26 protein-coding genes, 1 tRNA gene, 2 pseudogenes and 1 riboswitch are annotated in these 24,139 nt (G+C 53.0%); of the genes and pseudogenes, 12 read left to right on the top strand and 17 right to left on the bottom strand.

Annotated elements, in window-relative coordinates:
- Positions 1–150: 150 nt before the first annotated feature.
- The 4 genes from EHV07_RS04865 to EHV07_RS04850 all read left to right on the top strand — a co-directional run bounded on the left by EHV07_RS04865 (position 151) and on the right by EHV07_RS04850 (position 3,253).
- A complete protein-coding gene (locus tag EHV07_RS04865; RefSeq protein ID WP_147195627.1) occupies positions 151–474 on the top strand; it encodes a hypothetical protein in 324 nt (107 codons plus the stop codon).
- Positions 475–708: 234 nt separating this feature from the next.
- Positions 709–2,163 (top strand): sugar porter family MFS transporter, encoded by a 1,455-nt coding sequence (locus EHV07_RS04860; RefSeq protein ID WP_147195625.1) that lies wholly within the window; start codon positions 709–711, stop codon positions 2,161–2,163.
- Between the two features lie 105 nt (positions 2,164–2,268).
- Positions 2,269–2,466: a hypothetical protein gene (locus tag EHV07_RS04855; protein WP_147195623.1), complete on the top strand. Its 198-nt coding sequence runs from the start codon at positions 2,269–2,271 to the stop codon at positions 2,464–2,466.
- Between the two features lies 1 nt (position 2,467).
- A complete protein-coding gene (locus tag EHV07_RS04850) occupies positions 2,468–3,253 on the top strand; it encodes a hypothetical protein (protein ID WP_147195621.1) in 786 nt (261 codons plus the stop codon).
- A gap of 41 nt (positions 3,254–3,294) precedes the next feature.
- Here the strand turns inward: EHV07_RS04850 and crcB are convergent, their stop codons facing one another.
- Positions 3,295–3,672, bottom strand: coding sequence for a fluoride efflux transporter CrcB (crcB, locus tag EHV07_RS04845; RefSeq protein WP_147195619.1), 378 nt, complete (start codon positions 3,670–3,672; stop codon positions 3,295–3,297).
- A gap of 83 nt (positions 3,673–3,755) precedes the next feature.
- Positions 3,756–3,828, bottom strand: a riboswitch (Fluoride riboswitch).
- 82 nt (positions 3,829–3,910) lie between these two features.
- On the opposite strand from crcB, the gene EHV07_RS04840 reads away from it, so the two are divergent.
- Positions 3,911–4,936 (top strand): FUSC family protein, encoded by a 1,026-nt coding sequence (locus tag EHV07_RS04840; RefSeq protein WP_147195617.1) that lies wholly within the window; start codon positions 3,911–3,913, stop codon positions 4,934–4,936.
- Positions 4,937–4,964: 28 nt separating this feature from the next.
- On the opposite strand, the gene EHV07_RS24450 is transcribed toward EHV07_RS04840, so the two are convergent.
- The 5 genes from EHV07_RS24450 to EHV07_RS24445 form a co-directional block, all read right to left on the bottom strand.
- The gene (locus EHV07_RS24450; RefSeq protein WP_168199593.1) at positions 4,965–5,114 is read right to left on the bottom strand and encodes a hypothetical protein; all 150 of its coding nucleotides are present in this window, start codon (positions 5,112–5,114) and stop codon (positions 4,965–4,967) included.
- 415 nt (positions 5,115–5,529) lie between these two features.
- Positions 5,530–6,816 carry an MFS transporter gene (locus EHV07_RS04835; protein WP_147195615.1) on the bottom strand — a complete coding sequence of 429 codons (1,287 nt, stop codon included), beginning with the start codon at positions 6,814–6,816 and terminating at the stop codon, positions 5,530–5,532.
- A gap of 184 nt (positions 6,817–7,000) precedes the next feature.
- Positions 7,001–8,419, bottom strand: coding sequence for a sugar porter family MFS transporter (locus EHV07_RS04830; protein ID WP_147195613.1), 1,419 nt, complete (start codon positions 8,417–8,419; stop codon positions 7,001–7,003).
- Between the two features lie 128 nt (positions 8,420–8,547).
- The gene (locus EHV07_RS04825; protein WP_147195611.1) at positions 8,548–9,246 is read right to left on the bottom strand and encodes a hypothetical protein; all 699 of its coding nucleotides are present in this window, start codon (positions 9,244–9,246) and stop codon (positions 8,548–8,550) included.
- 200 nt (positions 9,247–9,446) lie between these two features.
- Entirely contained in the window at positions 9,447–9,677 is a 231-nt protein-coding gene (locus tag EHV07_RS24445) for a hypothetical protein (RefSeq protein ID WP_168199592.1), read from the bottom strand.
- Positions 9,678–10,271: 594 nt separating this feature from the next.
- Between EHV07_RS24445 and paoA the strand changes: the two genes are divergently transcribed.
- The 4 genes from paoA (at position 10,272) to EHV07_RS04800 (ending at position 15,187) form a co-directional block, all read left to right on the top strand.
- Positions 10,272–11,000 (top strand): aldehyde dehydrogenase iron-sulfur subunit PaoA, encoded by a 729-nt coding sequence (gene paoA / locus EHV07_RS04815; RefSeq protein ID WP_147195609.1) that lies wholly within the window; start codon positions 10,272–10,274, stop codon positions 10,998–11,000.
- On the top strand, positions 10,997–11,947 hold the full coding sequence (locus EHV07_RS04810) for a xanthine dehydrogenase family protein subunit M (RefSeq protein ID WP_147195607.1): 951 nt from the start codon (positions 10,997–10,999) through the stop codon (positions 11,945–11,947). Before paoA ends, EHV07_RS04810 begins: the two co-directional genes overlap by 4 nt.
- A 4-nt stretch (positions 11,948–11,951) precedes the next feature.
- The gene (paoC, locus tag EHV07_RS04805; protein ID WP_147195606.1) at positions 11,952–14,147 is read left to right on the top strand and encodes an aldehyde oxidoreductase molybdenum-binding subunit PaoC; all 2,196 of its coding nucleotides are present in this window, start codon (positions 11,952–11,954) and stop codon (positions 14,145–14,147) included.
- Between the two features lie 95 nt (positions 14,148–14,242).
- The gene (locus EHV07_RS04800) at positions 14,243–15,187 is read left to right on the top strand and encodes an XdhC family protein (RefSeq protein ID WP_371419665.1); all 945 of its coding nucleotides are present in this window, start codon (positions 14,243–14,245) and stop codon (positions 15,185–15,187) included.
- Between the two features lie 133 nt (positions 15,188–15,320).
- Here the strand turns inward: EHV07_RS04800 and EHV07_RS04795 are convergent.
- The 6 genes and pseudogenes from EHV07_RS04795 to EHV07_RS24440 form a co-directional block, all read right to left on the bottom strand.
- Positions 15,321–16,077 (bottom strand): annotated as a pseudogene (locus tag EHV07_RS04795) (glycosyltransferase).
- Between the two features lie 162 nt (positions 16,078–16,239).
- Positions 16,240–16,497 carry a hypothetical protein gene (locus EHV07_RS04790; protein ID WP_147195604.1) on the bottom strand — a complete coding sequence of 86 codons (258 nt, stop codon included), beginning with the start codon at positions 16,495–16,497 and terminating at the stop codon, positions 16,240–16,242.
- A gap of 20 nt (positions 16,498–16,517) precedes the next feature.
- Positions 16,518–16,787: a hypothetical protein gene (locus EHV07_RS04785; protein WP_147195602.1), complete on the bottom strand. Its 270-nt coding sequence runs from the start codon at positions 16,785–16,787 to the stop codon at positions 16,518–16,520.
- Positions 16,788–16,949: 162 nt separating this feature from the next.
- Positions 16,950–17,294 (bottom strand): annotated as a pseudogene (locus EHV07_RS04780) (ATP-binding cassette domain-containing protein); the annotation flags it as partial.
- Complete coding sequence (locus EHV07_RS25130) at positions 17,260–17,475, bottom strand: hypothetical protein (RefSeq protein WP_371419664.1); 216 nt, start codon at positions 17,473–17,475, stop codon at positions 17,260–17,262. The gene EHV07_RS25130 and the pseudogene EHV07_RS04780, both read right to left, overlap by 35 nt.
- A 41-nt stretch (positions 17,476–17,516) precedes the next feature.
- A complete protein-coding gene (locus EHV07_RS24440) occupies positions 17,517–17,672 on the bottom strand; it encodes a hypothetical protein (RefSeq protein WP_168199591.1) in 156 nt (51 codons plus the stop codon).
- 277 nt (positions 17,673–17,949) lie between these two features.
- Here EHV07_RS24440 and yajD point away from each other — a divergent pair, with 277 nt between their 5' ends.
- A complete protein-coding gene (gene yajD / locus EHV07_RS04775; protein ID WP_147195601.1) occupies positions 17,950–18,291 on the top strand; it encodes an HNH nuclease YajD in 342 nt (113 codons plus the stop codon).
- Positions 18,292–18,319: 28 nt separating this feature from the next.
- On the opposite strand, the gene EHV07_RS04770 is transcribed toward yajD, so the two are convergent.
- Entirely contained in the window at positions 18,320–19,021 is a 702-nt protein-coding gene (locus tag EHV07_RS04770; RefSeq protein ID WP_147195599.1) for a B3/4 domain-containing protein, read from the bottom strand.
- A 43-nt stretch (positions 19,022–19,064) separates the two neighbouring features.
- Between EHV07_RS04770 and EHV07_RS04765 the strand changes: the two genes are divergently transcribed.
- Positions 19,065–19,661 (top strand): XRE family transcriptional regulator, encoded by a 597-nt coding sequence (locus EHV07_RS04765; protein ID WP_147195597.1) that lies wholly within the window; start codon positions 19,065–19,067, stop codon positions 19,659–19,661.
- A gap of 149 nt (positions 19,662–19,810) precedes the next feature.
- The gene (locus tag EHV07_RS04760) at positions 19,811–20,704 is read left to right on the top strand and encodes a dihydrodipicolinate synthase family protein (protein WP_147195596.1); all 894 of its coding nucleotides are present in this window, start codon (positions 19,811–19,813) and stop codon (positions 20,702–20,704) included.
- A 48-nt stretch (positions 20,705–20,752) separates the two neighbouring features.
- Here EHV07_RS04760 and EHV07_RS04755 read toward each other — a convergent pair whose 3' ends face one another.
- The 4 genes from EHV07_RS04755 to proA form a co-directional block, all read right to left on the bottom strand.
- On the bottom strand, positions 20,753–21,547 hold the full coding sequence (locus EHV07_RS04755; protein WP_147195594.1) for a PhzF family phenazine biosynthesis protein: 795 nt from the start codon (positions 21,545–21,547) through the stop codon (positions 20,753–20,755).
- A 314-nt stretch (positions 21,548–21,861) separates the two neighbouring features.
- A tRNA-Thr gene (locus tag EHV07_RS04750) sits at positions 21,862–21,937 on the bottom strand.
- A 228-nt stretch (positions 21,938–22,165) separates the two neighbouring features.
- Positions 22,166–22,795 carry a LysE family translocator gene (locus tag EHV07_RS04745; RefSeq protein WP_147195592.1) on the bottom strand — a complete coding sequence of 210 codons (630 nt, stop codon included), beginning with the start codon at positions 22,793–22,795 and terminating at the stop codon, positions 22,166–22,168.
- Between the two features lie 87 nt (positions 22,796–22,882).
- Positions 22,883–24,136, bottom strand: a complete 1,254-nt coding sequence (proA, locus tag EHV07_RS04740) for a glutamate-5-semialdehyde dehydrogenase (RefSeq protein WP_147195590.1) — start codon at positions 24,134–24,136, stop codon at positions 22,883–22,885.
- Positions 24,137–24,139 lie beyond the last annotated feature (3 nt).

Raw genomic sequence — 24,139 nt, 5'->3', positions numbered from 1 at the left:
CGGGATTATTGGCTATTAATCTGAAAAAAAGCGTTCGGCTGGCGAAGCGGGTAATTTCAACTAACTTTACTTTCTCAGTGCTTACGCAGACTGACGCAGCATGTTTTAAAACCAGGTGAAACCACTAAAAAAACGGAGAGCTAATCCGTCATGGATAAAAAATATTTTACTGAACGACTGAAGCGTTGGCCGCATCTGCACTTCAGCGAGGTGATTATTCGGGAATACCCCGGTACGCCTGCATGGAATAAAAAGTACGAAATTTACCTACAGGATCGGGCTCGCCTTTCCGCGCAGCTGTTTATTTGTACAACCCGAAACGATGAAAATCCTGAGCAGATCGCCGAACAATATCGACACTGGCTGGAGGAATACAATCAGATGACAGCCGATAACCCGCTGGTGGCACAGGAAAATATGTCTCATCTGGCCAAACGGCTATGCCGGGCCTCTTCGACACGTTCTTCTGTATAGCGTGAGTAAAAAGCGGGACAGGTTCCTTCAGTCTCCCTGTCGCTCAAAAAATCAGACCAATGCCGGAACCCGTTCCGGCATTATTTTTTGCGCTCATCCCGCTTGTTGCCTCGCCAGCCTGAAATTAAATTTTGTCATTTTCCTACCAAAATCGCTCGGGTAGATTAAATTTATAGTCATGTGATCTGCATCACATCACAACCACAATAATAACGTTTTAACAGGGAGTAACTTGTGACTGAGACATCAAGCAGCGGGACAAAGGCCGCGTCGGCAAAGGCGCCGACCTCGACCGAACCGCTGGTAAAAGTAATTGCCTTTATTGCGACACTTGGAGGCCTGCTGTTTGGCTATGATACCGGCGTGATTGCCGGCGCCTTACTGTTTATGAAGCACGATCTTCATCTGACCTCACTGACTACCGGCATGGTAACCAGCTTTCTGATTCTTGGCTCGGCGATCGGCGCTATTTTTGCGGGTCGTGTGGCCGATCGCTTTGGCCGTAAAAAAATCATTCTGGTGATGGCGCTGATCTTTATGGTTGGCTCGATTGGCTGTGCTACGGCGCCAAATGTGGAAATGATGATCTCGTTCCGCTTTATTCTTGGCCTGGCTGTTGGCGGTGCGGCAGCTATCGTTCCTATCTATATTGCCGAAATCGTTCCTGCGAATCGCCGCTGGCAGTTTGTTACCCTACAGGAGTTGATGATTGTTTCTGGCCAGCTGATTGCTTACACCAGCAACGCCGCAATCAATGAGGTCTGGGGTGGTGAAGCAACGTGGCGCTGGATGCTGGGCGTGGCCTGTGTCCCGGCGGTGATCCTGTGGGTCGGCATGCTGTTCCTGCCGGATACGCCGCGCTGGTACGCGATGCATGGCCGTTACAGTGATGCTCGTGACGTGCTGGAACGTACCCGCCACTCCCGAATGGTGGAAAAAGAACTGAGTGAAATTCGTAAATCCATGTCTTCTAAAAGCGAGAAAAATGCTCGCCGTAAGAAAACCATCTCTACCTGGATGAAACGTCTGGTTGCTCTCGGTATCGGCATTGCCATGCTGCAACAGCTTTCCGGTGTGAACACCATTATGTTTTATGCACCGACAATGTTGCAGGCAACGGGCCTTGGCACCAACGCTTCCCTGCTGGCCACCATTGCTAACGGCGTGATCTCGGTGATTATGACCTTCGTGGGGATTATGTTGCTCAGCCGTTTTGGCCGTCGTCCTCTGCTGCTGACCGGGCAAATTGGCTGCACCTGTACGCTGTTGGCGATTGGGCTGCTGACCTGGCTGATGCCGGAAACCGTTGATGGCCATCCTGACGTATTACGCAGCTATCTGGTGTTGGCCGGCATGTTGGTGTTCCTCTGCTTCCAGCAGGGCGCGCTTTCTCCTGTCACCTGGCTGCTGCTGTCCGAGATGTTCCCAATGCGTATTCGCGGCATGGCCAACGGGATTTCGGTGTTTGCCATGCAAATGACCAACTTCTCGATCGCCTTTATGTTCCCGATATTACTGGAGCATTTCGGCCTGACCATGACCTTCTTCGGTTTTGCCGCCATCGGTGTTGCCGGTGGTATCTTCGCGATTCTGTTTGCACCGGAGACGCAGGGCAAGACGCTGGAGCAGATTGAGAAGCACTTCAAAAAACATTTACAGGACGATCCAGCGCCGCAGACCGGCAGCTGATAATCGATTGCCACGGATGGCGATTTTCCCCGCTTTAATCATCGTCTCATAGAACAAAAGGAAACGAGCTGCCAGGCTTACCACTGGCAATTGAAGGAGATCGACGTGTTAAAATTTTTGTTTTCTCTTTTTTCCAGTCCTGAATCGCTGTTGCAGTTAATGAGCCAGCGCAATTTTGAAGAAACCATCGAAGAAGGCGAACGCATCATTATTGATGAAGATGGCATCGCTACGGTCAATATCGCCAGCGATGAAGTTCGCGAAGATTTCTCCCGTCACGTCCATACGCTAAAGAGGGCTTAAGATGGGTACCGCGATATTTATGGTGTTAATGGTCTGCGGTTACTGGTACACCAGCCGTGACCTCTCCACCCGTTTTAAAATCAAACGTTCATTTGGCTGGGACGTCTATTTTCTTGTCGCGCTCTATGGCTGTATCTTCGTTTTACAGGGCGTCATTGCCACAGGATTGATCTGGCTGGTTCTGTTTGGGCTCTCTTCCCTGCTTAACGCTTTGCCACAGCTCGCTGGCGGTCATCATCACGACTGGCAAATGGAGTTTATGAACTGGAGCTTTCTCGGCATCCAGGCGCCCGTTGTCGTCATGCTGACGTTTGCCGTCGCCTTCTGTATTTATCGCTCCAGCTGGTCTGGCAGCGCCCGCCTGAACAGCAGCGGACGTAAAAGACTCTACAAAAAACTTTCCCGCGCGAACGGCGTAGAAGGCTTGCTGTTTCAGTGTATGGAAGAAGGCGAGCTGGCGTGGGTAACGTTAAAATCCCGCCGCATTTATATTGGAATGATCCACACTGCCGCGTACGAGAATACCTCAACATCCAATATCGTCCTGATTCCTATGCTCAGCGGCTACCGTGACGGCGAGACGCTAAACCTGTGCATCGAGCATAATTACAGCAAATGGTACGCCGAGCATAATATTACGCTGGATTCAGAACCGAAATCCGCCATGGCATTTCGCAAGGTGATTTTACTGGATCAGATTGAAAGCCTGTCGCTGTTTGATGCGGCCAGTGCGAGCGCGCTGGCGCTGGAGTCAGATGAACCGAATGTTTATGTCGGTAATGCGTGATCGCCTGAGCCAGACAAAATATCACGCTCATGCAGCGGCAGTTATCCGGCAATCAGCGTCATCAGCCAGAAGCCCAAAAACGTCATTAACAGTGAGCCGATAACGTGGGTAAAGACGGAAACCATGGCCCAAAAGTAGTTCCCGGCCTGGAGCAGCGTTACGATCTCCAGTGAAAAGGTCGAGAAGGTTGTCATCCCACCGCATAAGCCCGTGGTGATTAACAGTTTCCATGCAGGATCGAGCTGCGGGTTGCGTAAAAACCAGCCCATCGCCGCACCAATAATAAAGCCGCCAACCAGATTCACAATCAGGGTGCCGGGCGGCAGATTGGGGAAAAGTGCGTTAAGGCGAACGGCCAGCAGCCAGCGAATAACGCAGCCAGCGGAACCGCCAACGATGACGGCGAACAGTGCTTTCATAGAGTCCTCTGGTTTAAACGAGGCAGGCAGTACAGGGATGCTGGCATCCTGACGGGCGGCCACCCTGTTTGGTGAAAAAGATGGCTGTATCAGGTGTCATCAGCGCCAGACTTACGGAGCGGTTAGGTAAGGTGGAACACCATCACCTTTGCGGGCAAAGCCTAATCATTGAAAGTGGCTTTTGCAAGCGTCACGTTTTTTTATTCTACCGACAACATTCAGGAGATGCTGTCAGCAAATGCGCCTTACTTCCACACTGCAACACGATTTACTGTTAGGGCTATGTTGCCTGCCAGCCATTGCCGCCATCTATCTGGCGGGTTTTACGTTTAACCACGTTGCCGCCGCCAGCATTGCGGCCAGCGGCGCATTGACGCTGGCTTTTGGTGCGAACAAAACCTGGGGCGGCTCATCGTTTTCACTGCTGATCACCACCACGTTGGGCATCGCTTTCTCTTCCTGGATTGGCTGCCTGACGGGGAATAGTGTTCCGCTCTATATTGCAGGCGCAATGGTTTACGCGGGCGTGTACGTGATGATGACGAATGTTGATGCCAGCGCCTGGTGGATGTTATTGCAATGGTCAATCGCTTACCTGGTTTCTGGTTATTTTGCCGGCACCGTTGAACATGCTGCCGCGCGTGCTGCGCTCACCGGCAGTGGCGGTTTAGTGCAAATGTGCTTTCTCTATCTGGTTTTTCGACGCTACCCTTTCCAGCTGAAGGATTTTAAGCCTCATGCCTGGTTACGGTTTCTGCGCATCACCATGGGTAAATACAAACACAAAATACATCTGCAATGGTCAATCTTTTACGGGGTGTTAACCATGTGCCTGGCGTTAAGCACGGTGGAAATATTGCACGTGCAGAATGGTTATTGGGCGGGCATGACGTTGCTGATTTGCCTGCGTAATAATTATCGCGATTCGATTTCTCGCGTTCAGGCAAGGGTGTTGGGAACCTTAACAGGCAGTATTCTGGCAGCAATGCTAATCGACCTTTGCCACAGCCCGCTGTTTTTGGTGGGGGGATTCATATTATTTGGCTACATCGCGTTTAGCTTTTCCTACTCTTTGATCTCAAAGTCTTATTTTGTTTTCACCTTTTTTGTCACGCTAATGGTGGTCTTTATGATCTCAAGCCTCGGCGCTTCGCAATTGCAGGTAGCCACCCATCGGTTAGAGGCAACGGCAACGGGCGGGCTGTTTGCCCTTTTCGCCATTCTGATGACCCGCTTTTTTACCCGTCGGCAAATTATCAGGTAGACCGGCCCGCAACGGCGAGCCGGACTGCTTAATGTTGCTCTTTTACTGAGGTTTCATCTTCTTCTTTCAGAAAAGATTCCAGAAAATTGCGCTGTGCTTCACTCAGTACCCAACCTTTTAAATACGGTTGTTCTTCCACAGCCTTTGTATTGATTACACCTTCTTCAAAGCTGTTCATCAGCTCATTCCTCCCGCTACAACCGCGGCGAAACATATCCAAACAGCGGCGCTCGCTGTCACCATTGTCATCCAGACTTTCCTTCTTGAGGACATGCTCATCTCCATTGACTCTCCTTATCAAAACAGATCCGCCGCAAATTATAGCACTTAGACAAATGTTTCATAAAAATTCATTTTTTAGAAACGATATATCGCCTTAAGGCCTTTCACTACGACGTATGACAATATTAAGACGTCTTGACGTCAATTGTTCGCTTTTGGGTAAACTGACAGCCCGGCATTGCGACGCTTGTAAAGTTAACTTCCTGAGAAGAATGCCGGTTTCCGGTATCCCCTGCCCTTTTAATAAACGGCAGGCGGAGGTATTTCTTTAAAAAAATACCTCAAATAAAGGGAAGGCAGGCGGTATGGCTTTAACCGTTTGTAGGGGGGTCTTCTTCGCTGTTCACCATTGTCGCCTGGATCTCATCTTCAGTAACGGTAGGATTCAGTGCCACAGCCAGCGGTGAGCTGCTCAGGCTGTCCGGGACCGCAACGTGAGGAATAGGCGTATCGATATTTTCCTGAACGACTTTATGCCGATGCCAGCTCATTGCGGCAATCGCCACGCCGCAAAGGGCAAAAAACAGGTACAGCATATTGCCTCCCAGCGGCTGCATGATGGCGCCCGTTGCCATCGGGCCAATACAGGCACCGATGCCGAAGGCCATCAGCAGGCAGGCCGTGAGAGACACGCGTCGCTCAGGCACCACGCTGTCGTTAGCCATCGCCACGATCAGCGGATAAAGCGAAAACTGCATCATGCTGGTAATAAAAGCCGCTACGGTGATCCACAGAAAATGAACATGCAAAGGCAGCGTCAGCGGTAAAGCTGCCAGCGCATAAAACAGGGCGATATAAAACAGCAGGCGCTGACGATCGATGCGATCGGAAAGCAGGCTGAGAGGAAACTGCGAGACCAGACCGGCGAAGATGGCAATGGCCATAAACAGCCCGGTTTGCCGCGTGCTGAACCCCAGCATACTGGTATAAACCGGTGCCATGCCATAAAAGGCACCCACGGCCATTCCGGTCGCCAGGGTAATAACGAGGATTTTAGGAATGGTACGGAAAAAGTAACCTAACTCCATCGGCGCTGGCGTCATGGGGTGTGCATTAGTGCGGGTTGTGAGGGCAATGGGTACCAGGCAAAGCGCAAAGCAGAGCGCCACAATCAACAGGCTGGTGAGGCCGGAATCGCTTTGTGCCATCAGGATTATTTGCCCTGAAGAGAGGCCCAGATAGGTTGCCACCATATAAAAACCGAATATCAGTCCGCGCTGTCCCGGCTCGGCCTGGTCATTCAGCCAGCTTTCCAACACCATGTACTGGCACATCATGCACAGCCCGATAACCATTCTGAGCAAAACCCAAACCGGAAGAAAATCGGTCAGGCCGTGCCCCAGAACCGAGGCGGTGATAATACCCGCGCAGGAAACATAGGCGCGGATATGGCCGACACGCGCGATCAAGTTATGCCCAACCTTGCCGCCAATCACCAGCCCAACATAGTTAGCCGCCGTAATACCGCCGATCAGCGCGCCGCTAACATGTTCATGAGCCAGCCGCAGTGAGACCCAGGTGGTTAGCAGGCCCGAGCCGAGCAGCATCAGTAGCGTGGTTGTGTACAGCGGTAAAAAAGTGCCGAGGACCTTTTTCATTACGGCTCCCTGTCGTTAACTGTCCGGTAAGCGTAAACCCAAGCCCTAAACAGTAGTCGCGAAGCCGTTCTCCATGCAAGCTGGCCGGGTAAAACAGGCGTTTATCCTGTCAAAGAAGAGACTTTTTCTTCATTTCGCTATCAGCAGGTGAGCGTGGAGAGAGCAAAACTCTCTCCAGCCGGAACTATTTTCCCAAATCCCGCAGTTTACTGCCGCTCATCAGGTTTTTTTCAATATGCTCAAGCGTGACGTTTTTCGTCTCCGGCACCAGGAAAATCGTAATCACGATGAACAACAGATTAAAACCGGTATAGAGCCAGAAAGTCCCCGCAGCGCCAATACTTCCCAATAGCGTCAGGAACGTTGCGCCGATAATCATATTCGCGACCCAGTTAGTCGTGGTTGAACAGGTAATACCAAAATCACGACATTTCAGCGGCTGGATTTCAGAACAGAGGATCCAGACTACCGGCGCGGCGCTCATTGCATAGCCAGCGATACAGAGCATGGTCATTCCAACAGAAACCCAGGAGAGATTAGCGGTGACCGCGCCTTCACCCGCTTTCATCAGGCAATATCCCAATACCAGCGTGGCGAACGCCATCACCGAAAAGCCGATTTTCAAAATGGGTTTACGGCCCGCCTTATCCACGGTAAAGACAGCGATAAACGTCGCAAGCATAAAGGTTAAGCCTACGACTACCGTCGCCATCATTTGTTCATGCGTACTCTGAAAACCGGCCATCTTAAAAATCTGCGGCGCGTAATACATGATGATGTTCATGCCGGTAAATTGCTGCATCGCCTGCAACAGCATGCCAAGAAAAACGGCCCGTCGAACGTTATCGTTTTTTCTGAACAGCGACAGCCCACCCTGTTTCATCTTCAGGCTTTCACGGATTTCATTTAGCTCCTGTCTGGCTTTTTCAGAGGTATCGCGCAGCATCCGCAGGACCTCTTCCGCTTCGACATGCAGACCTTTTGCCGCCAGCCAGCGTGGGCTGTTAGGCAGAAATACCACCAGCACAAACAGAGCGATAGCGGGCAGCGCCAGAATGCCCAGCATGGCTCGCCAGTTGCCGCTGTAGCTGAACATCGTATCCGACAGGAACGCCAGCAGGATGCCGACGGTGATCATCAGTTGATACATGCTGATCATCTTGCCACGGATATTTTCTGTTGCCATTTCAGAGAGATAAAGCGGCGCGGTATAAGAAGCGATACCCACAGCAATGCCAAGCAGCACGCGAAAAGCCAGCAGCCATTCCAGACTGGTCGACATCGCCGACCCCAGCGAACCGACGATAAACAGCATCGCGCCAATCATCAGGCTGTATTTACGCCCCAGCCGGTGGGAGACATAGCCGTTACAGATTGCTCCAATGGCAGCACCGAGCATCATGCTGCTGACCACCCACTCCTGCTGATGACTGTTCAGTAAAAAATGATCGGTGATAAAAGGCAGCGCCCCTGAAATCACGCCGATATCCAACCCAAAAAGTAACCCAGCCAGTCCGGCGGAAAACGCGATGAAAATGTTCATACGACGAACTTTTTGCTTATGAGACTGTGGCAAACTCAAGCTATTGTTAATATACGACATTTCACAACTCCGGTTTTTGTCCCTGCATCTGTAACGCAACATACAGAATTCAGGGGGCAGGAAGTTATGTGAAACAGTCCATAGGTATGGAGAAACTGGCTACAGGGGGTAAAGTTGTGACGATCGTCTCATTGTGGCAGCCCGAGGATCGTCTCTGCCACCGACCAGTTATAGGTGACCAGCCGTAGTTTAATATTTCCTGAAACCGTACCGTATCGTGCCGTTTGCTGAGCAATAAAGAAATCCTGCACATAAGGCGGTAGCCGCCCGGCGTGATACCTTAAAAGCGTGCTGTGCCAAAACGCTGGCGGTTGGTCGGAGCCCGGATAGCGCTGTTTTAGCTGTTCTGCGAAGGAAGAGTGTTGCAAAGCGCGCCAGAAAGCCTGCCGCCGCTGTACGCTTTCGTCATCAGGATAGCCTGCCAGCAGCAGCTGATTGGGTAAAGCGACCAGCCTGAGTTCGTGAACGGTAAGAGGACGATCGCCGCAGTGTTGAGCAAACAGATGCTTTAATTCTGCCGTCTGCTCCGGCACGTTGTTATCGTCAAAGATGGCGGGCGTAATGGCGAGGAAAGTGAGGTGGAAGTGTCCGATTTGCATAACATCGGCGTTTGCGTCGCCAGCCGTTAAGGCTTGCAGCCTTTCCAGCACCTCGACAATCGACTGAGATAATCGCGGTTGAATGCCGGTCGCAATCGCTTTTAAGTTTTCCGGGTAGAATTCGCCCCGCAGAGGATTCTCTTTGCCCCGATCTTTTTGCCATAGCGCTAACGTTTCCTGCGAGCGACGTGAATAGATGTCTGCTGGCCCTGTCGGATAACTCATCATCGTTTTTCCCCGAACAACGTAACTGAAAAATAAGTATTTATTAATTTTTCCAGTCAGTACAGCACACCGGCGTAACGATCCCGCTGCGCTGGCGGTTCAGGGAACGTTTTCAGAGATCTCCCATGCTCTGGCGTCACCGTAAAAAAACCGCCCCGGCAAAGCGCCCCATGATGGGCTCGCTTCACCGTGCGGTTGAACTATCAGATATTTTCCCGAGGCTCATCAGAATCGTCGTCTTCCTCATCTACATCATCGTCATCCACTTCATCATCTTCTGAAAGATCGTCGGTATCTTCATCGTCTAAAGGATCTTCATCTTCAAGAGGATCGACCACTTCGTCAGTACCTTCTGGCAGATCCTCATCATCCTCATGAGCAGGGTATTCGGCATCATCAGGAACTGGCTCTACGTAATCAGGACGTTCAGACATACTCACCTCCGTTAGCCCGTATGGGTAACTTAACTATAGGAGTTGCCATGCGCACGCAGACGCGTTACGTCACATTTATTGGAAATAAAATACCGCCGTGAAATGTGACTTTTTTCCGTCCTGCTCTACCGTTTTTATTATGTCGACAGTGCGCATTTGTAAATGCGTTAATGACAACCGATGGACAAACATACCCGACGTGTCAGCCTGGCTGGCGAACTTTTTTGACTGCGGGTAAATTTTTTCTCCCACAGGGAGAGGCCTGCCGTCAGGCTGCTCAAAACAGTTAACCATTCAAAATATTATGCGGCCAGAAACTTCACTATTTCTAACCAATTTAATGGCTTTATTACGGCGGTTAGAGGTTGCCGACAGCACAGGTTAATTAAATAACCTCTTCATGCCTGCCAGCTAATTTTCTTATGGCAAACCGCAAACATCATACTTTTTTATTCATTAGTTTGATTCATTGCAGCATGCCGCATTTTAGCGTAATCGCCTGCGCCAGACCCGACTATGATTAAGGTTCAAAAAACCATAACAACGTTGCGGTAAGCATTTTTCCATTCACTTTGATCATACTGGAGGCCTGGCATGAGCAACCAAGGCGATAACGCGGAAGACAGACGTCCTGACGACGAAAAAAGAAAAGAAAACCGGGGGCGTTATATAAAAGATTATACACGGAAAGATTTTAATCTGTCACGTCGAAGTTTAATTAAAGCCGGCGCCGCCACAGCAGCAACAGCGGCAGTATCGCCGGGTGTGGCGTTAGGCGCAGGAGAACTGCCCGTGACGCCAGCGCCAGAAATGCTGCCGCTTACGCTAAAAGTCAACGGCGAAACCCGTCAGCTTGAGGTCGATACGCGAACCACGCTGCTGGATGCGTTGCGCGAAAATTTGCATCTCACCGGCACAAAAAAAGGGTGTGACCACGGCCAGTGCGGTGCCTGCACCGTTATTGTCGATGGACGAAGACTCAACTCTTGCCTGACGCTGGCGGTAATGCATCAGGATGCGGACGTCACCACCATTGAAGGGCTGGGAACCACTGACAAACTGCATCCGATGCAGGCCGCGTTTATTAAACACGATGGCTACCAGTGCGGCTACTGTACGCCAGGGCAAATCTGCTCCTCCGTCGCGGTTTTGCAGGAAATTGCTTCAGGTATCCCAAGCCATGTCACTCTCGATCTGGTTTCTCAACCCGAAGTGACGGCCAATGAAATACGCGAGCGAATGAGCGGCAACATCTGTCGCTGCGGCGCTTACTCCAACATTCTTGCCGCGATTGAAGATGTCGCCGGGGGCCATGAATCATGAAGGCTTTTACTTTTGAGCGTGTGAAAACGCCTGCCGAAGCGGCCGCAAGCGCTCAGCGAGTGCCTGGCGCAAAGTTCATTGCGGGCGGGACAAACCTGCTTGACCTGATGAAGCTTGAAATCGAAACGCCAACGCATCTGATCGACGTTAACGGTCTGGCCCTCGATAAGATTGAGCCGACTGCTGAAGGCGGCTTGCGAATTGGCGCGCTGGTGCGCAATACCGATCTGGCCGCTGACGCGCGGGTACGCCAGCAGTATGCGGTGCTTTCACGGGCGCTGCTGGCGGGGGCATCCGGCCAGTTACGCAACCAGGCCACCACCGCCGGTAATCTTCTTCAGCGTACGCGCTGCCCTTATTTTTACGATACGAATCAGCCCTGCAATAAACGTTTGCCCGGTAGCGGCTGTGCCGCCCTGAAGGGCTTCAGCCGTCAGCATGCGGTGGTGGGTGCAAGCGAAGCCTGCATTGCCACGCATCCCAGTGATATGGCCGTTGCGATGCGGCTGCTGGATGCGGTGATAGAGACGGTCAGCCCGGACGGCAGCGAGCGCAAAATTCCCGTTGCCGATTTTTATCGTGCGCCGGGAAATACGCCTCATCTGGAAACCGTGCTGAAGCCAGGCGAGCTGATTACCGCCGTCACCCTACCCTCCCCGCTCGGCGGCACGCATATTTATCGCAAAGTCCGCGATCGTGCTTCCTACGCTTTTGCGCTGGTGTCGGTTGCCGCCATTGTGCAGTCAGACGGTAGCGGCCGGGTTGCGCTGGGCGGCGTGGCGCATAAACCCTGGCGGCTTGAAGCGGCTGATGCCCAGCTGATACACGGCGTTCAACCGGTTTATCAACGCCTGTTTGCCGACGCGCAACCCACTCATGAAAATGAGTTTAAATTGATCCTGGCGAAGCGCACGCTCGCCTCAACGCTGACCGAAGCGAGGGCATAAAGCCATGAAATTTGATCAACCCGCACAGGACAATCCCATCGATCGGCTGAAGGTTGTCGGCCATCCGCATGACCGAATCGACGGCCCGCTGAAAACCACGGGAGCCGCGCATTACGCCTATGAGTGGCATGATGTCGCGCCGAATGCTGCCTATGGCTATGTGGTGGGCTCGCCGGTTGCCAAAGGGCATATTACCTCAATTGACGTACTTGCCGCTAAAAATGCCCCCGGCGTATTAGCCGTTGTTACAGCCGCCAATGCCGGTCCGCTCGGCAAGGGTGAGAAAAACACGGCTAAACTGCTGGGCGGACCGGAAATCGAGCATTACCACCAGGCGCTGGCCGTCGTCGTGGCGGAAACGTTTGAACAGGCCCGGGCAGCGGCAAAGCTGGTAGAGGTTCACTATAACCGCGAGCACGGCGCTTACGATCTGGCTGAGCAAAAATCCACGGCCAAAGCACCGGAAAGCGAGCCAGACAAAACAACCGGCGACTTTGAGCGTGCGTTTTCAGCCGCTGAAGTCAAACTCGATGCCACCTACACCACGCCCGATCAGAGTCATATGGCAATGGAACCGCATGCCTCAATGGCGGTTTGGGAAGGGGATAAGCTTACGCTCTGGACCTCCAACCAGATGATTGACTGGTGTCGAACCGATCTGGCCAAAACGCTCAAGCTGCCGCCAGAAAACGTACGCGTGCGCTCGCCCTATATCGGTGGCGGATTTGGTGGGAAGCTGTTCCTGCGCAGCGACGCCGTACTGGCAGCCCTTGCTGCCCGGGCGGTGAAGCGCCCGGTTAAGGTGATGCTGCCCAGACCTTTTATTCCTAACAACACCACCCACCGCCCGGCGACTATTCAGCACGTGCGCATCGGCACCGATCGGGCCGGACATATTACCGCCATCGCTCATGAAAGCTGGTCCGGTAATCTGCCGGAAGGTCAGCCGGAGACGGCGGTTCAGCAGACTCAGCTCCTTTACGCAGGGGCTAACCGGTTTACCGGATTGCGGCTGGCAGAGCTCGATCTGCCGGAAGGCAATGCCATGCGCGCGCCCGGCGAAGCGCCGGGGCTAATGGTTCTGGAAATCGCCATTGATGAGATGGCGGAGAAAGCGGGCCTGGATCCGGTCGAGTTCCGCATCCTCAATGACACCCAGGTCGATCCCGCCAATCCGGAGCGCCCTTTCTCGCGCCGCCAGCTGGTGGAGTGCCTGCGCACCGGTGCAGAGCATTTTGGCTGGAGCCGTCGTAACGCCAAACCTGCCCAGGTAAAAGACGGCCGCTGGCTGGTAGGAATGGGCGTGGCGGCCGGCTTTCGTAACAATCTGGTGATGAAGTCCGGCGCTCGCGTCCATCTGGACGCTGCGGGCGTGGTGACGGTCGAAACGGATATGACCGATATCGGCACGGGCAGCTATACGATTCTGGCGCAAACGGCAGCCGAAATGATGGGCGTGCCGCTGGAAAACGTTGTGGTGCGGCTGGGAGATTCTGACTTTCCGGTTTCCGCCGGTTCAGGCGGGCAATGGGGAGCGAACAGCTCGACGGCGGGTGTTTATGCCGCCTGCGTCAGCCTGCGTGAAGCGGTGGCGAAAAAGCTGGGTTTCGATCCGGCTAAGGCAACGTTTGCCGACGGGAAAATTCAGGCAGGCGATCGCAGCGCTGCTCTTACTGATGCCACTTCAGAGGGAACGTTAACCGCCGAGGATGCTATCGAATTTGGCGATCTGGCGGAAAAATTCCAGCAGTCCACCTTCGCCGGGCATTTTGTTGAGGTGGGCGTGGACATCGCGACCGGAGAAGTGCGCGTTCGCCGCATGCTGGCAGTATGTGCGGCAGGTCGAATACTCAATCCCAAAACGGCCCGCAGCCAGGTGATTGGCGCGATGACGATGGGGCTGGGCGGTGCGCTGATGGAAGAACTGGCCGTTGATACGCGGCTGGGGTACTTCGTTAACCACGATATGGCGGGTTATGAAGTGCCGGTGCATGCCGATATCCCTGAGCAGGAGGTGATTTTTCTGGAGGATACCGATCCAGTTTCGTCACCGATGAAAGCAAAAGGCGTAGGCGAGCTGGGCCTGTGTGGCGTTAGCGCGGCTATTGCTAACGCTATTTATAACGCAACGGGCGTTCGGGTGCGGGACTATCCCATCACGCTCGATAAACTGCTGAAAGCCTTGCCTGAACTGGTTTAACCCCGGCAACCGGCAGCAGAACTGCCGGTTTGAGGTTGTTGACGTCGTGGTGGCACGAGAAACACCAGCAAAAGCTTATATAAGGATAGAAAACGGTGCTGCAACAATTCTCCTGTATCGCACAAACAAGTCAGGCTCACGCCTCGCCGGAGCAGGCATTTTTAACCGACGACAGCGTGGAAATCCTGCGCTTTGCTGCTGACGCCCTTAAGTTGGGTATGGCAGCCGCTCTCGTCACGCTGACTGAAATTCGGGGCGGCGCACCCCGGCCGCTGGGTGCGCAAATGGCCGTGCGCGAAGATGGGCTGTATTGCGGCTTTGTCTCGGGCGGATGCATAGAGTCCGCAGCGGCTTTTGAAGCGCTGGCAGTGATAAGTTCCGGTCAGGATCGCACGGTGATCTATGGCGAAGGATCGCCCTGGTTTGACATCGTGCTGCCCTGCGGCGGCGGCATCACCCTGAGCATTCATAAACTGCGTTCGGCACAGCCCTTACTGTCGGTGCTGAACACGCTGGAACAGCGACGCTGCGCGGGACTGGCCTATAACCCGCAGTCGCAGACGCTGCGCAGCCTGTTTCCCACGCGTGAAAGTGGCCTGAACGGCGCAGATTTCGAAGTCCGCTACCGCCCTCGCACACGGCTCGTTATTTGTGGCCGTTCAGTAGAAGCGCAAGCGGCGGCCAGAGTCGCGCAGGCCGCAGGCTATGAAGTCCATCTTAACGACTTCCGTTTGCCCATTCCTGTGCAAATCGATGCCGATACGGCGGTCATTCTGCTCGATCATGACCTCGATCGCGAACTGCCGGTGTTACAGGCCGCGCTGGCCGCGACGCCTTTTTATATCGGCGCGCTGGGCAGCAGAAAAACTCACGGCAGGCGCGTACAGAAGCTTCACGAACTTGGCTGGCGGGCCCAGGATACAGACAGGATCAAAGCGCCGATCGGCATCTTCCCTAAAGCACGCGATGCTAATTCGCTGGCGCTGTCCGTGCTGGCCGATGTGGCTGCGGCTCGTCTTAGCGGTACGGCTTTCTCCTGAGGACGTCCTGCATGACTGGAAAAGATAGCTATGTGGGACTGTCATAATAAAGCAATGGCTGGATGCCGAACTGACCCTAAACGAAACCAAAGCGATCCTCGTCCCGATGCATGCCGGTACCAGTTTGTCGCCATCAGCCCTTTTTGAGTCTGGTGACAAGCATGGCAGCAACTTCGGCAGGCGTGGCCTGCGTCGCCATCTCCGCTGCGATCTGTGCTGAAGCGGTTCGCAGCGCACCATTATTCAGGAATGCGTTGATCATTTGCGTTGTCAATCCATCCTCCTCAGGAATGATGCCGCATCCTCGATCCACCACAGCCCGAGCATTAACAGGACGATCGGCTCCCTGACCAAAAACGATTTGCGGGATTCAGTCGACCAGCCGTACATTTGTTGGCAGCTTGCGCAGAGCTGCGCGCGAATTGAGGGAGAGATGTAAAATAATTTCGGCATCCGCTTCATGGGCTGAATCCACGTTTATATGCAACGGGGTGTGGGCAAATCCAACCGTTTGCATCACCACGGGAATACCGAATTTTGCCCCAATCAACGGTCCCAGTACGCCAGGCGGCGGGTAGACGATCAGGTCGGGCCGCCAGTGGCCTGCGAATTCAATCAGACGGTCAGCCATCTCATTACCAAAAAAAGAGAAGTTTCCCACTAAATTGTTCTTTTTGCGTATGTATCTCTTCACGATCTTGATATTGCGCTTCTGAATCAAGTTCGGGCGCGGCATCAAATGTTATAAGGCCAGCCTCCGCTGCCTTCTGCGCAAATTTTCCTGCGCTTGCAATTACTACCTCATGGCCCTGTGCACGGAAACCTTGGGCAAGAGAAAGTATTGGATACAACAGGCCATACAAAGGAGGGCCAATAAACAGAACCCGCATGAGAAACCCCTTTCTGCTTGACGAAATAAAAATGGAAAGTGAATACAGGCATTAGTATTGGAAAGTAATTATATTCTTCACCTCAAAAAAATATTATCGATACATAGCGACATCCCTTTTGAATATATTTAAAAGCCCTTCCCATAAGGAAGGGCTGAAAAATCACTTGCTAAAATGTATTTTTATCATGGGTAACAAAACTAACGACAGTGCGCTAATTACACAAGCCAGTATTATTCTGCTCTTTTCTCCACTACTGATAGCTAACCATATATAAAAGACAACGGCCAGAAAAACAAAAAAGTAAATGCACAAAAACTTTGGCGAAAGCAGAGTTGGTCCACCAGGCAATGTACCGGAAAAAATGAGACCTACCCCAATAATTAAAAAAGGGGTTTTGTCTGAAGACAGAAATGCCATAGTTCTCTCCCCCAACATTATTAGCTACCGCTTGATGCTGAATCAGATGAAGAGCTAAATGAATCACAGATAGCCGCACCACCATAAGCACCGACCGCAGCACCTACGCCAAAACCGACAACGGCACCAATCGGTCCGGCAAGACTCCCGCCTTCTGCGCCCAGCTGGGCACCAGCCCAGGCACCAGCAGCAGCGCCTGTCGTTGCTCCGGTAGTGGCACCGGATACCGCTGCATCGCCGCGATCCGCGCCATAGACCGACAATAAATCGTTTGCTGAAAGTGCTCTCATTATTTTCTCCTGAAAAAGTTAAACGATATTTAAAATCAACTACCTTACTCGACTGCAAACAGAATTGCATGCAGGAATGAGATCAAATCAGCTTCCTTTTCTCTCATTTCCTTCATACAATCCCACCACCACTTCAACGTACTACAACGCAATTATTCTGGACTAGATTGAGATAATCCGGTCAACAGCTTTGAGCGTTTTTTCCCGGTGTGCAATGATCACCCTGGTAATATTCAGACTTTTAATCGCACCATTTACATACCGCTCACTCTCTGTATCAAGCGAGCTGGTTGCTTCATCCATAAATAAAATTCCCGGTTTACGATATAGTGCACGGGCAATAAATATACGCTGTTTTTGTCCGCCAGAAAGCCCCTCACCGAGTTCACCGATTAGCGTTTCATAGCCCATTGGCATTTGCATTATCACCTCATGGATATAACTGGCTCTGGCACATTCAATCATCCACTTTTCATCTATGTTTTCGATAAACCCGCAAATATTTTGGTAATATCCGTAAGTGATCAGGCCATGCCGCGCCCGCAGCAGCGACTGATCCTACAATGCTGGCACCGATTGGTCCGCCCAAGCCCATTCCGAATGCTCCTCCCGCCATTCCTGCACCTGTTGTAACAAAATCTCTTCCAACCTGATTCCAGTCTACCTCGCCGCCTGAAACATCATTCATTTGGCTAATGGATATTTCTCATATTTTATCTTCCTTAGGGTTTAAGCATTTATTTTATAAATAATGATCGCCATAATAACCGTAGCTAAGCCCGGTATCATTCCTTGCAATGCAGCATTAATATCCAGATATCTGGCGATAACACCCGCTATCATGCTGACAGGTAAAATAACCAAAAATATTTGCCATAATTTCATATATGACATCCCATACTGTAAATGCGGGTAATAATTAATATCACCGCCCTTGCTTAACGCAAGTATTTTTGCGCAAAAATCCCCCCCCGAAAGAGTATGGAAAAGAGCAGTAAACAACTTGTCGTGAAGCGCAAAACACCTCTGTGAATTTATTTATCATTATCTGACGTTTTGTTCAGCTTTGCGAACGTTCACTACCCCTTCTCCTTTCGTTCAGTTGTGGTATATATTGTGAGCACTATCGTAAAATTGTCTCTTTATACAGGTAACACCGGCAATGGCTTTGATCCCAAAAAACTACACGCGGCTGGAAAGCGGCTACCGTGAGAAAGCATTAAAAATCTATCCGTGGGTATGTGGACGCTGTTCACGCGAGTTTGTTTATTCCAACCTGCGCGAATTAACGGTTCATCATATCGATCATGACCATACCAATAACCCGGAAGATGGCAGTAACTGGGAGTTGCTATGCCTCTATTGCCATGATCATGAACACTCAAAGTACACCGAAGCAGACCAGTACGGCACAACCGTTGTGGCAGGAGAGGACGCGCAAAATGATATTGCTGCGGCAACCTACAACCCCTTTGCCGATTTAAAATCGATGCTTAAGAAGTAGCATCAGGCAGCCGGGAGAGCAAAGGTGATTACGTGTCTGACGACTCCTTGCTGAGGAGAACGGTCTGACAGCGCACGCCGGGCATCATTTTCTCCAGGCCGTCTGTCAGCATCCTGCCCGCCGCATGCAACGCTTCCAGCGGCATTTCCGGCAGACTCTCAAGGATGAACCACATGCTACTGTCTGCCACGCTCAGCCGGGTGCGGACGCCCTGCCGCCAGTTCCACCGGCGGCAGGTCACGCCGATATCATCGCGCCAGATAACTTCTCCCGCCTCCGGTGACTCGCTTCCCGGCTGGCCATCCTTCATCGTGTCAAAGATTTCAGTTCCGTCCGCCACAACCAGCCGTGGCCTCCCGGCGTAAGCCGCAAAGTTTTCTCCGCCCACCGGAACGGCATACCGGATACTGACGGCATTATACAAATCGACCAGCGGATCGAGCGCGGCCATGGCGCCATCTTTCAGAACACGTTTTCGCAGGGCTTCCGCCGAACAGGGTGTGCGCTTAGGTTTTGCCCCGAAGGCACGAAACAGATCGCTCCATGCGCTCAGATGCGCCTCTGCCCAGGCCGGCTGGCCGGCCAAAACGGCCTCGCAGGCTTCCCGCAGCGCGGCTTGACCAACGCGCTCATCAGCCACGGTGGCCGCCTGTACGCTAATACTGAGTGCACGAAATCCCGGTGCGATACGGTAAATGTCGGGAGCGATTGACGGTAATACGGCTGACATACGATAATCCTTTAATGACTAATTTATTACATGATAATGACCGATGACCCGCAAAGTCAATATAACGACCGATGCCAGTGCAGCCAGGATAAACGAGGCGGTTTCTGCACGGATTAAGCTTTATCGCAGCCAGAAAAAAATGTCGCTTGATGAACTTTCCCGCCAGGCTGGCGTGAGTAAGGGAATGCTGGTTGAAATTGAAGGATGCAAGGCTAACCCCAGTATTGCGCTACTCTGCCGCCTTGCGTCCGCCATGGGCGTGTCCGTGGCGGATTTCGTTGACGTGGCCGCTAAGCCCGCCGTCCATCTCATCGATGCAGGTGAAATTCCCGTACTATGGCAAGGAGAAAAAGGCGGCAGCGCGCGCCTGCTGGCAGGGACCAGCGGGCCGGATATGGTCGAACTGTGGCAGTGGGTACTTTACCCAGGGGAAACCTTTGAATCTGCCGGCCATCCTGAGGGCACCAGCGAGCTGCTCCACGTGTCTGAAGGGAGCCTGACGCTGGTCGTCAGCGATACCACTTACGTGATTAATCAGGGGAATGCAGCCGTTGCGAGAACGGACGCGCCGCATGCCTATATAAACAATGGCGCGGAAGTGGCCGTGTTTACCATGACGGTAAATGAGAAAGGCCGCTGAAAACGTGGGCGATTGTTTTCCTTGTACAACTTTCCAGGATGCTGCCAAAGCAGCCCGAGGAGAAAAACGGCCCGCCCTGCTAATGACTCCAGCAACATCGGGCCTGCCGTCCAGTAATCCGGCTTCAGCCGGACTTAAAAGGAGAAGTCATGTTTAAAGGTCTTAGCGCGTTTCCGCTTACCCCATTTACAGCAGGCTCCCCTGATGAAAAAGGGTTTCTGAGAATACTTCGGAGGCTGACCGATGCGAAGGTCGATTCCCTCGGCGTGCTCGGATCGACGGGCAGCTACGCTTATATGACCCGTCAACAACGCGGGCGGATTGCCAGACTGGCGGTAGAAAATGCCGGTAATATTCCGGTGATGATCTGTGTGGGCGCGGTCAGCACGGATGAAGTGTTGAGGCTGGCCGACGATGCACAGGCAGCTGGCGCCGGTGCCCTGCTGCTGCCGCCGGTATCTTACCAGGCGCTGAATGATGACGAAGTATATGAACTGTTTGAAACGGTCGCCCGACACGTATCTGTACCGCTTTGCGTCTATGATAATCCGGGCACAACCCATTTTACCTTCTCAGATGAGCTGCACGGAAAAATTGCAGCTCTGCCCGGCGTGCATTCAATCAAAATTCCGGGCGTGCCTGCTGATGCTGAGGCAGCAGCGGTCAGAATCCGGAACCTGCGCGACAGGCTGCCTGCAAACGTAACCATCGGCATCAGCGGTGACGGCTCGGCCGCCACCGGTCTGATCGCCGGCTGTGATGTCTGGTATTCTGTCTGTGGCGGCTTATTTCCCGCGGTAGCAAAACGGATCGCAGAAGCGGCGGCGGCAGGCGACCATGCAGCAGTCCGCGAACAAAACGAACGCCTCAGCCCTCTCTGGGCCCTTTTTCGTCAGCATGGCGGCAGTTTCAGGGTTATGTCAGCCGCTGCCAGCCTTCTTGGCCTGGCTGATGATAACTGTCTGCCCCGTCCGCTATTACCGCTGCGGGCAGAGCAGCTCACCGAGGTGAAGCGCGTAATATCCGATCTTGAGCTGACATAAGCGCTGCCTGCCGCGGCGTTGCTGATAACCGGCACCAGGCTGTATCGGTCAGACGGGTACACAAATCTCCGCCTTCATGAACGTAACCGCCTTACCTTCGATAACGACCCTGTCATCCTTCAGCTCACAAATCAGATGACCCCCTCTCTGAGACGCCTGCCAGGCGGATAATTTGTTTTTACCCAGTTTTTCTGCCCAGTAAGGCACCAGGGTGGCATGTATTGAGCCGGTCACCGGATCTTCCGGAATGCCTGCGCCCGGCGCAAAATAGCGCGAGACAAAATCGTACTGGCTTCCCGATCCCTGCCCCGTCACCACCACGCCTGTCGGCCCCAGCCCGGCAAGCACGTGCAAATCTGGCTGACACGCTCTGACCGCATCTTCCCCGCTCAGCACTACAAAGATGTTTTCAAAATTCCGGAACCAGAATTCAGCCTGATTGCTGAATACGGGGCTGATGATTTCCGGAAGCTGCGCCATTTTTTCCGGAGGAATGCACGGCAGGTCGAGCAGATAGCCATCCTCCTTCACCTCGACCTTCAGCTGACCGACCCGAGCGGAAAACGAGAGCGGTCCCGGTATGCCATATTCCGTTACCAAAACGTGTGCGGTGGCAAGCGTGGCGTGTCCGCAGAAATCCACTTCCACCGTTGGGGTGAACCACCGCAGATCCCAGCCGTCAACGGCACGTTTTACAAAAGCCGTTTCAGCAAGGTTATTTTCTGCTGCAATAGACTGCATCGTGCTGTCCGACAGCCACTCTTCAAGTACCAGAACGGCAGCAGGATTTCCGCCAAAGATCCGATCAGAAAAGGCGTCAACCTGAAACATCTTAAGCAACATCGCAAACACTCTCTCGTTGTATTTCAACCGTATGAATTACAGTTATCTTACAACCCTTCAGCTTGAGAAAACATTCTGTTAAACCACGGAATCGTTCCCCCGACAGAGAACGGCCGAAAAATGCGGTAGTGGTAAAAAGCATGATCCGGCAGAGCCTGACAAAAACCGGGTAGCTCATCGGGTTCTGATGACCACTGCCTCAATAAATGCAATCACGCGAAGCAAATCGACTCTTTTCTGGGGGATAATGGCACAAATATGGCACAAGGGACTTTTGATGAGTTGGTCAGGATGGCTTAAGCGATTGATTTTACTGGTGCCGATAAGAGGAGTCGAACCTCCGACCTTCGCATTACGAATGCGCTGCTCTACCAACTGAGCTATATCGGCTTGGGGAAGGATGCTGCGGTACATACGTTAAGAAAAACGCTTTGCTGAGTCAAGCGCCTGCGCACTAAATGATTACTTTATAATCAACCACCTGGCGCATTTCCCAACCCTATACGTTACGATCGCAATCCTGCCGGGCCAGGTCAGTAAGATCGCGATCCAGCAGGCTGCAAATATGGCGATCGCAAAGATCCCATAATAACAAGATCCTAAGGATCGTCACGTCTGCTATTTCCTGCCTTCCACCATCATTCGTACCGCCAGACCGGTCAATACCGTACCCATCAGCCAGCGCTGGAGCTTTTGCCATGCCGGGCGCTGCGCCAGGAATCCGGCGATGGTGCCTGCGGCAAAGATAATTAAGCTGTTAACCAGCATGCTGGTAACGATTTGAGCAGAGCCAAGCAGCAGAGACTGCGACAGCACGTGCCCCTGTTCTGGCTTGATGAACTGCGGCAGCAGCGTAAGGTAGATAACAGCGGTTTTGGGATTTAGCAGGTTCGTCAGCAAGCCCATGGTAAACAATTTACGGGAGCTGTCCGGTGGCAGGTCGCGCAGCTGAAACGGTGATTTACCGCCAAAAATGGCCTGCCAGGCCATATAGAGCAGGTAACAGGCGCCCGCGACGCGCAGCGCTTCATAGGCCAGCGGCACCGCCATAATCAGCGCAGTGATCCCCAGCGCGGCGCAGACCATATAGAATACAAAGCCCAGCGCTACACCAGTCAGTGAGATATAACCGGCTTTGCGGCCCTGGCACAGCGAACGGGAAATCAGATAGATCATGTTCGGGCCTGGCGTCAGCACCAGCCCCAAAGCGATAGCGGCGAAGGGAAGCAGTTGAGAAAACGTAACCATACAGAGCATCCTTTTTTGGTCTGGGTTCAACAAGTCTGGATTCACTTCTCCTCGGGTTTACAGCCACGTCCCTGTGGCACTTAAGCTCTAGCTGCGTACGGTATCGTTACCGAAAGCGACCCACTTATAGGTGGTGAGCGCTTCCAGCCCCATCGGGCCACGAGCGTGCAGCTTCTGGGTACTGACAGCCACTTCTGCACCGAGGCCAAACTGGCCGCCGTCGGTAAAGCGAGTGCTGGCATTCACGTAAACCGCTGATGAATCCACCTCATTCACAAAGCGATCGGCGTTATGAATGCTGCGGGTCAGGATCGCATCGGAATGCTGAGTGCCATATTCGCGAATATGGGCGATAGCCTCATCAAGGCTGTCCACCAGCTTTACGTTCAAATCCAGCGACAGCCATTCGTCACGATACTGCTCATCCGTTACCGCGCTTACTTCTGCCGGGCCGTTTTGCAGCTGCGGCAGCGAACGAGGATCGGCATGCAGCTTGATGCCCTCTTCTTTCATACGTGCGCTTAAGGCGGGCAGGAAAACGTCAGCAATGGCTGAGTGCACCAGCAGCGTCTCCACTGAGTTACAGGCGCTCGGGCGCTGTTTTTTGGCATTTATAATCACTTTCATTGCCGCATCCAGCTCAATGTCGCGATCGACAAAAATGTGACAAACGCCAATGCCGCCGGTAATTACCGGGATTGTCGACTGCTCACGACACAGTTTGTGCAGGCCCGCCCCGCCGCGGGGGATCAGCATATCGACATAGCGATCCAGCTTCAGCAGCTGATTGACCAGCTCGCGATCCGGGCTTTCAATTGCCTGCACCGCGCCGGCCGGTAAGCCATGCTGCTTTAACGCATCCTGGATCACGCGCACTGTCGCGCCGTTAGTGCGGTAAGTCTCTTTACCGCCGCGCAGGATCACCGCATTGCCGGTTTTCAGGCAGAGCGAAGCGACATCGACGGTCACGTTGGGACGCGCTTCATAAATCACGCCGACCACGCCAAGCGGCACGCGTCGACGTTCAATGCGCAGTCCGCTGTCCAGCACGCCGCCATCGATCACTACACCAACCGGATCGGCGAGGCGGCAAACCTGACGCACGTCATCGGCAATGCCTTTTAGCCGCCCAGGGTTAAGCATCAGGCGGTCAAGTAGCGCTTCGCTCAGGCCATTACTGCGTGCGTCCGCCAGGTCGAGTTCGTTAGCCGCCAGGATCTCCGCGCTCTGCGCTTCCAGCCGATCGGCAATGGTCATCAAAACCTGATTTTTTTGCGCGGTGGAAAGCACCGACAGTTGGTAAGAAGCGGCTTTCGCGGCTTTACCCATTTCTTCAAGCATGCC

This window comes from Pantoea sp. CCBC3-3-1, assembly GCF_007981265.1.
GTDB lineage: Bacteria > Pseudomonadota > Gammaproteobacteria > Enterobacterales > Enterobacteriaceae > Erwinia.
This window is presented reverse-complemented; position numbering and strand designations above follow the sequence as displayed.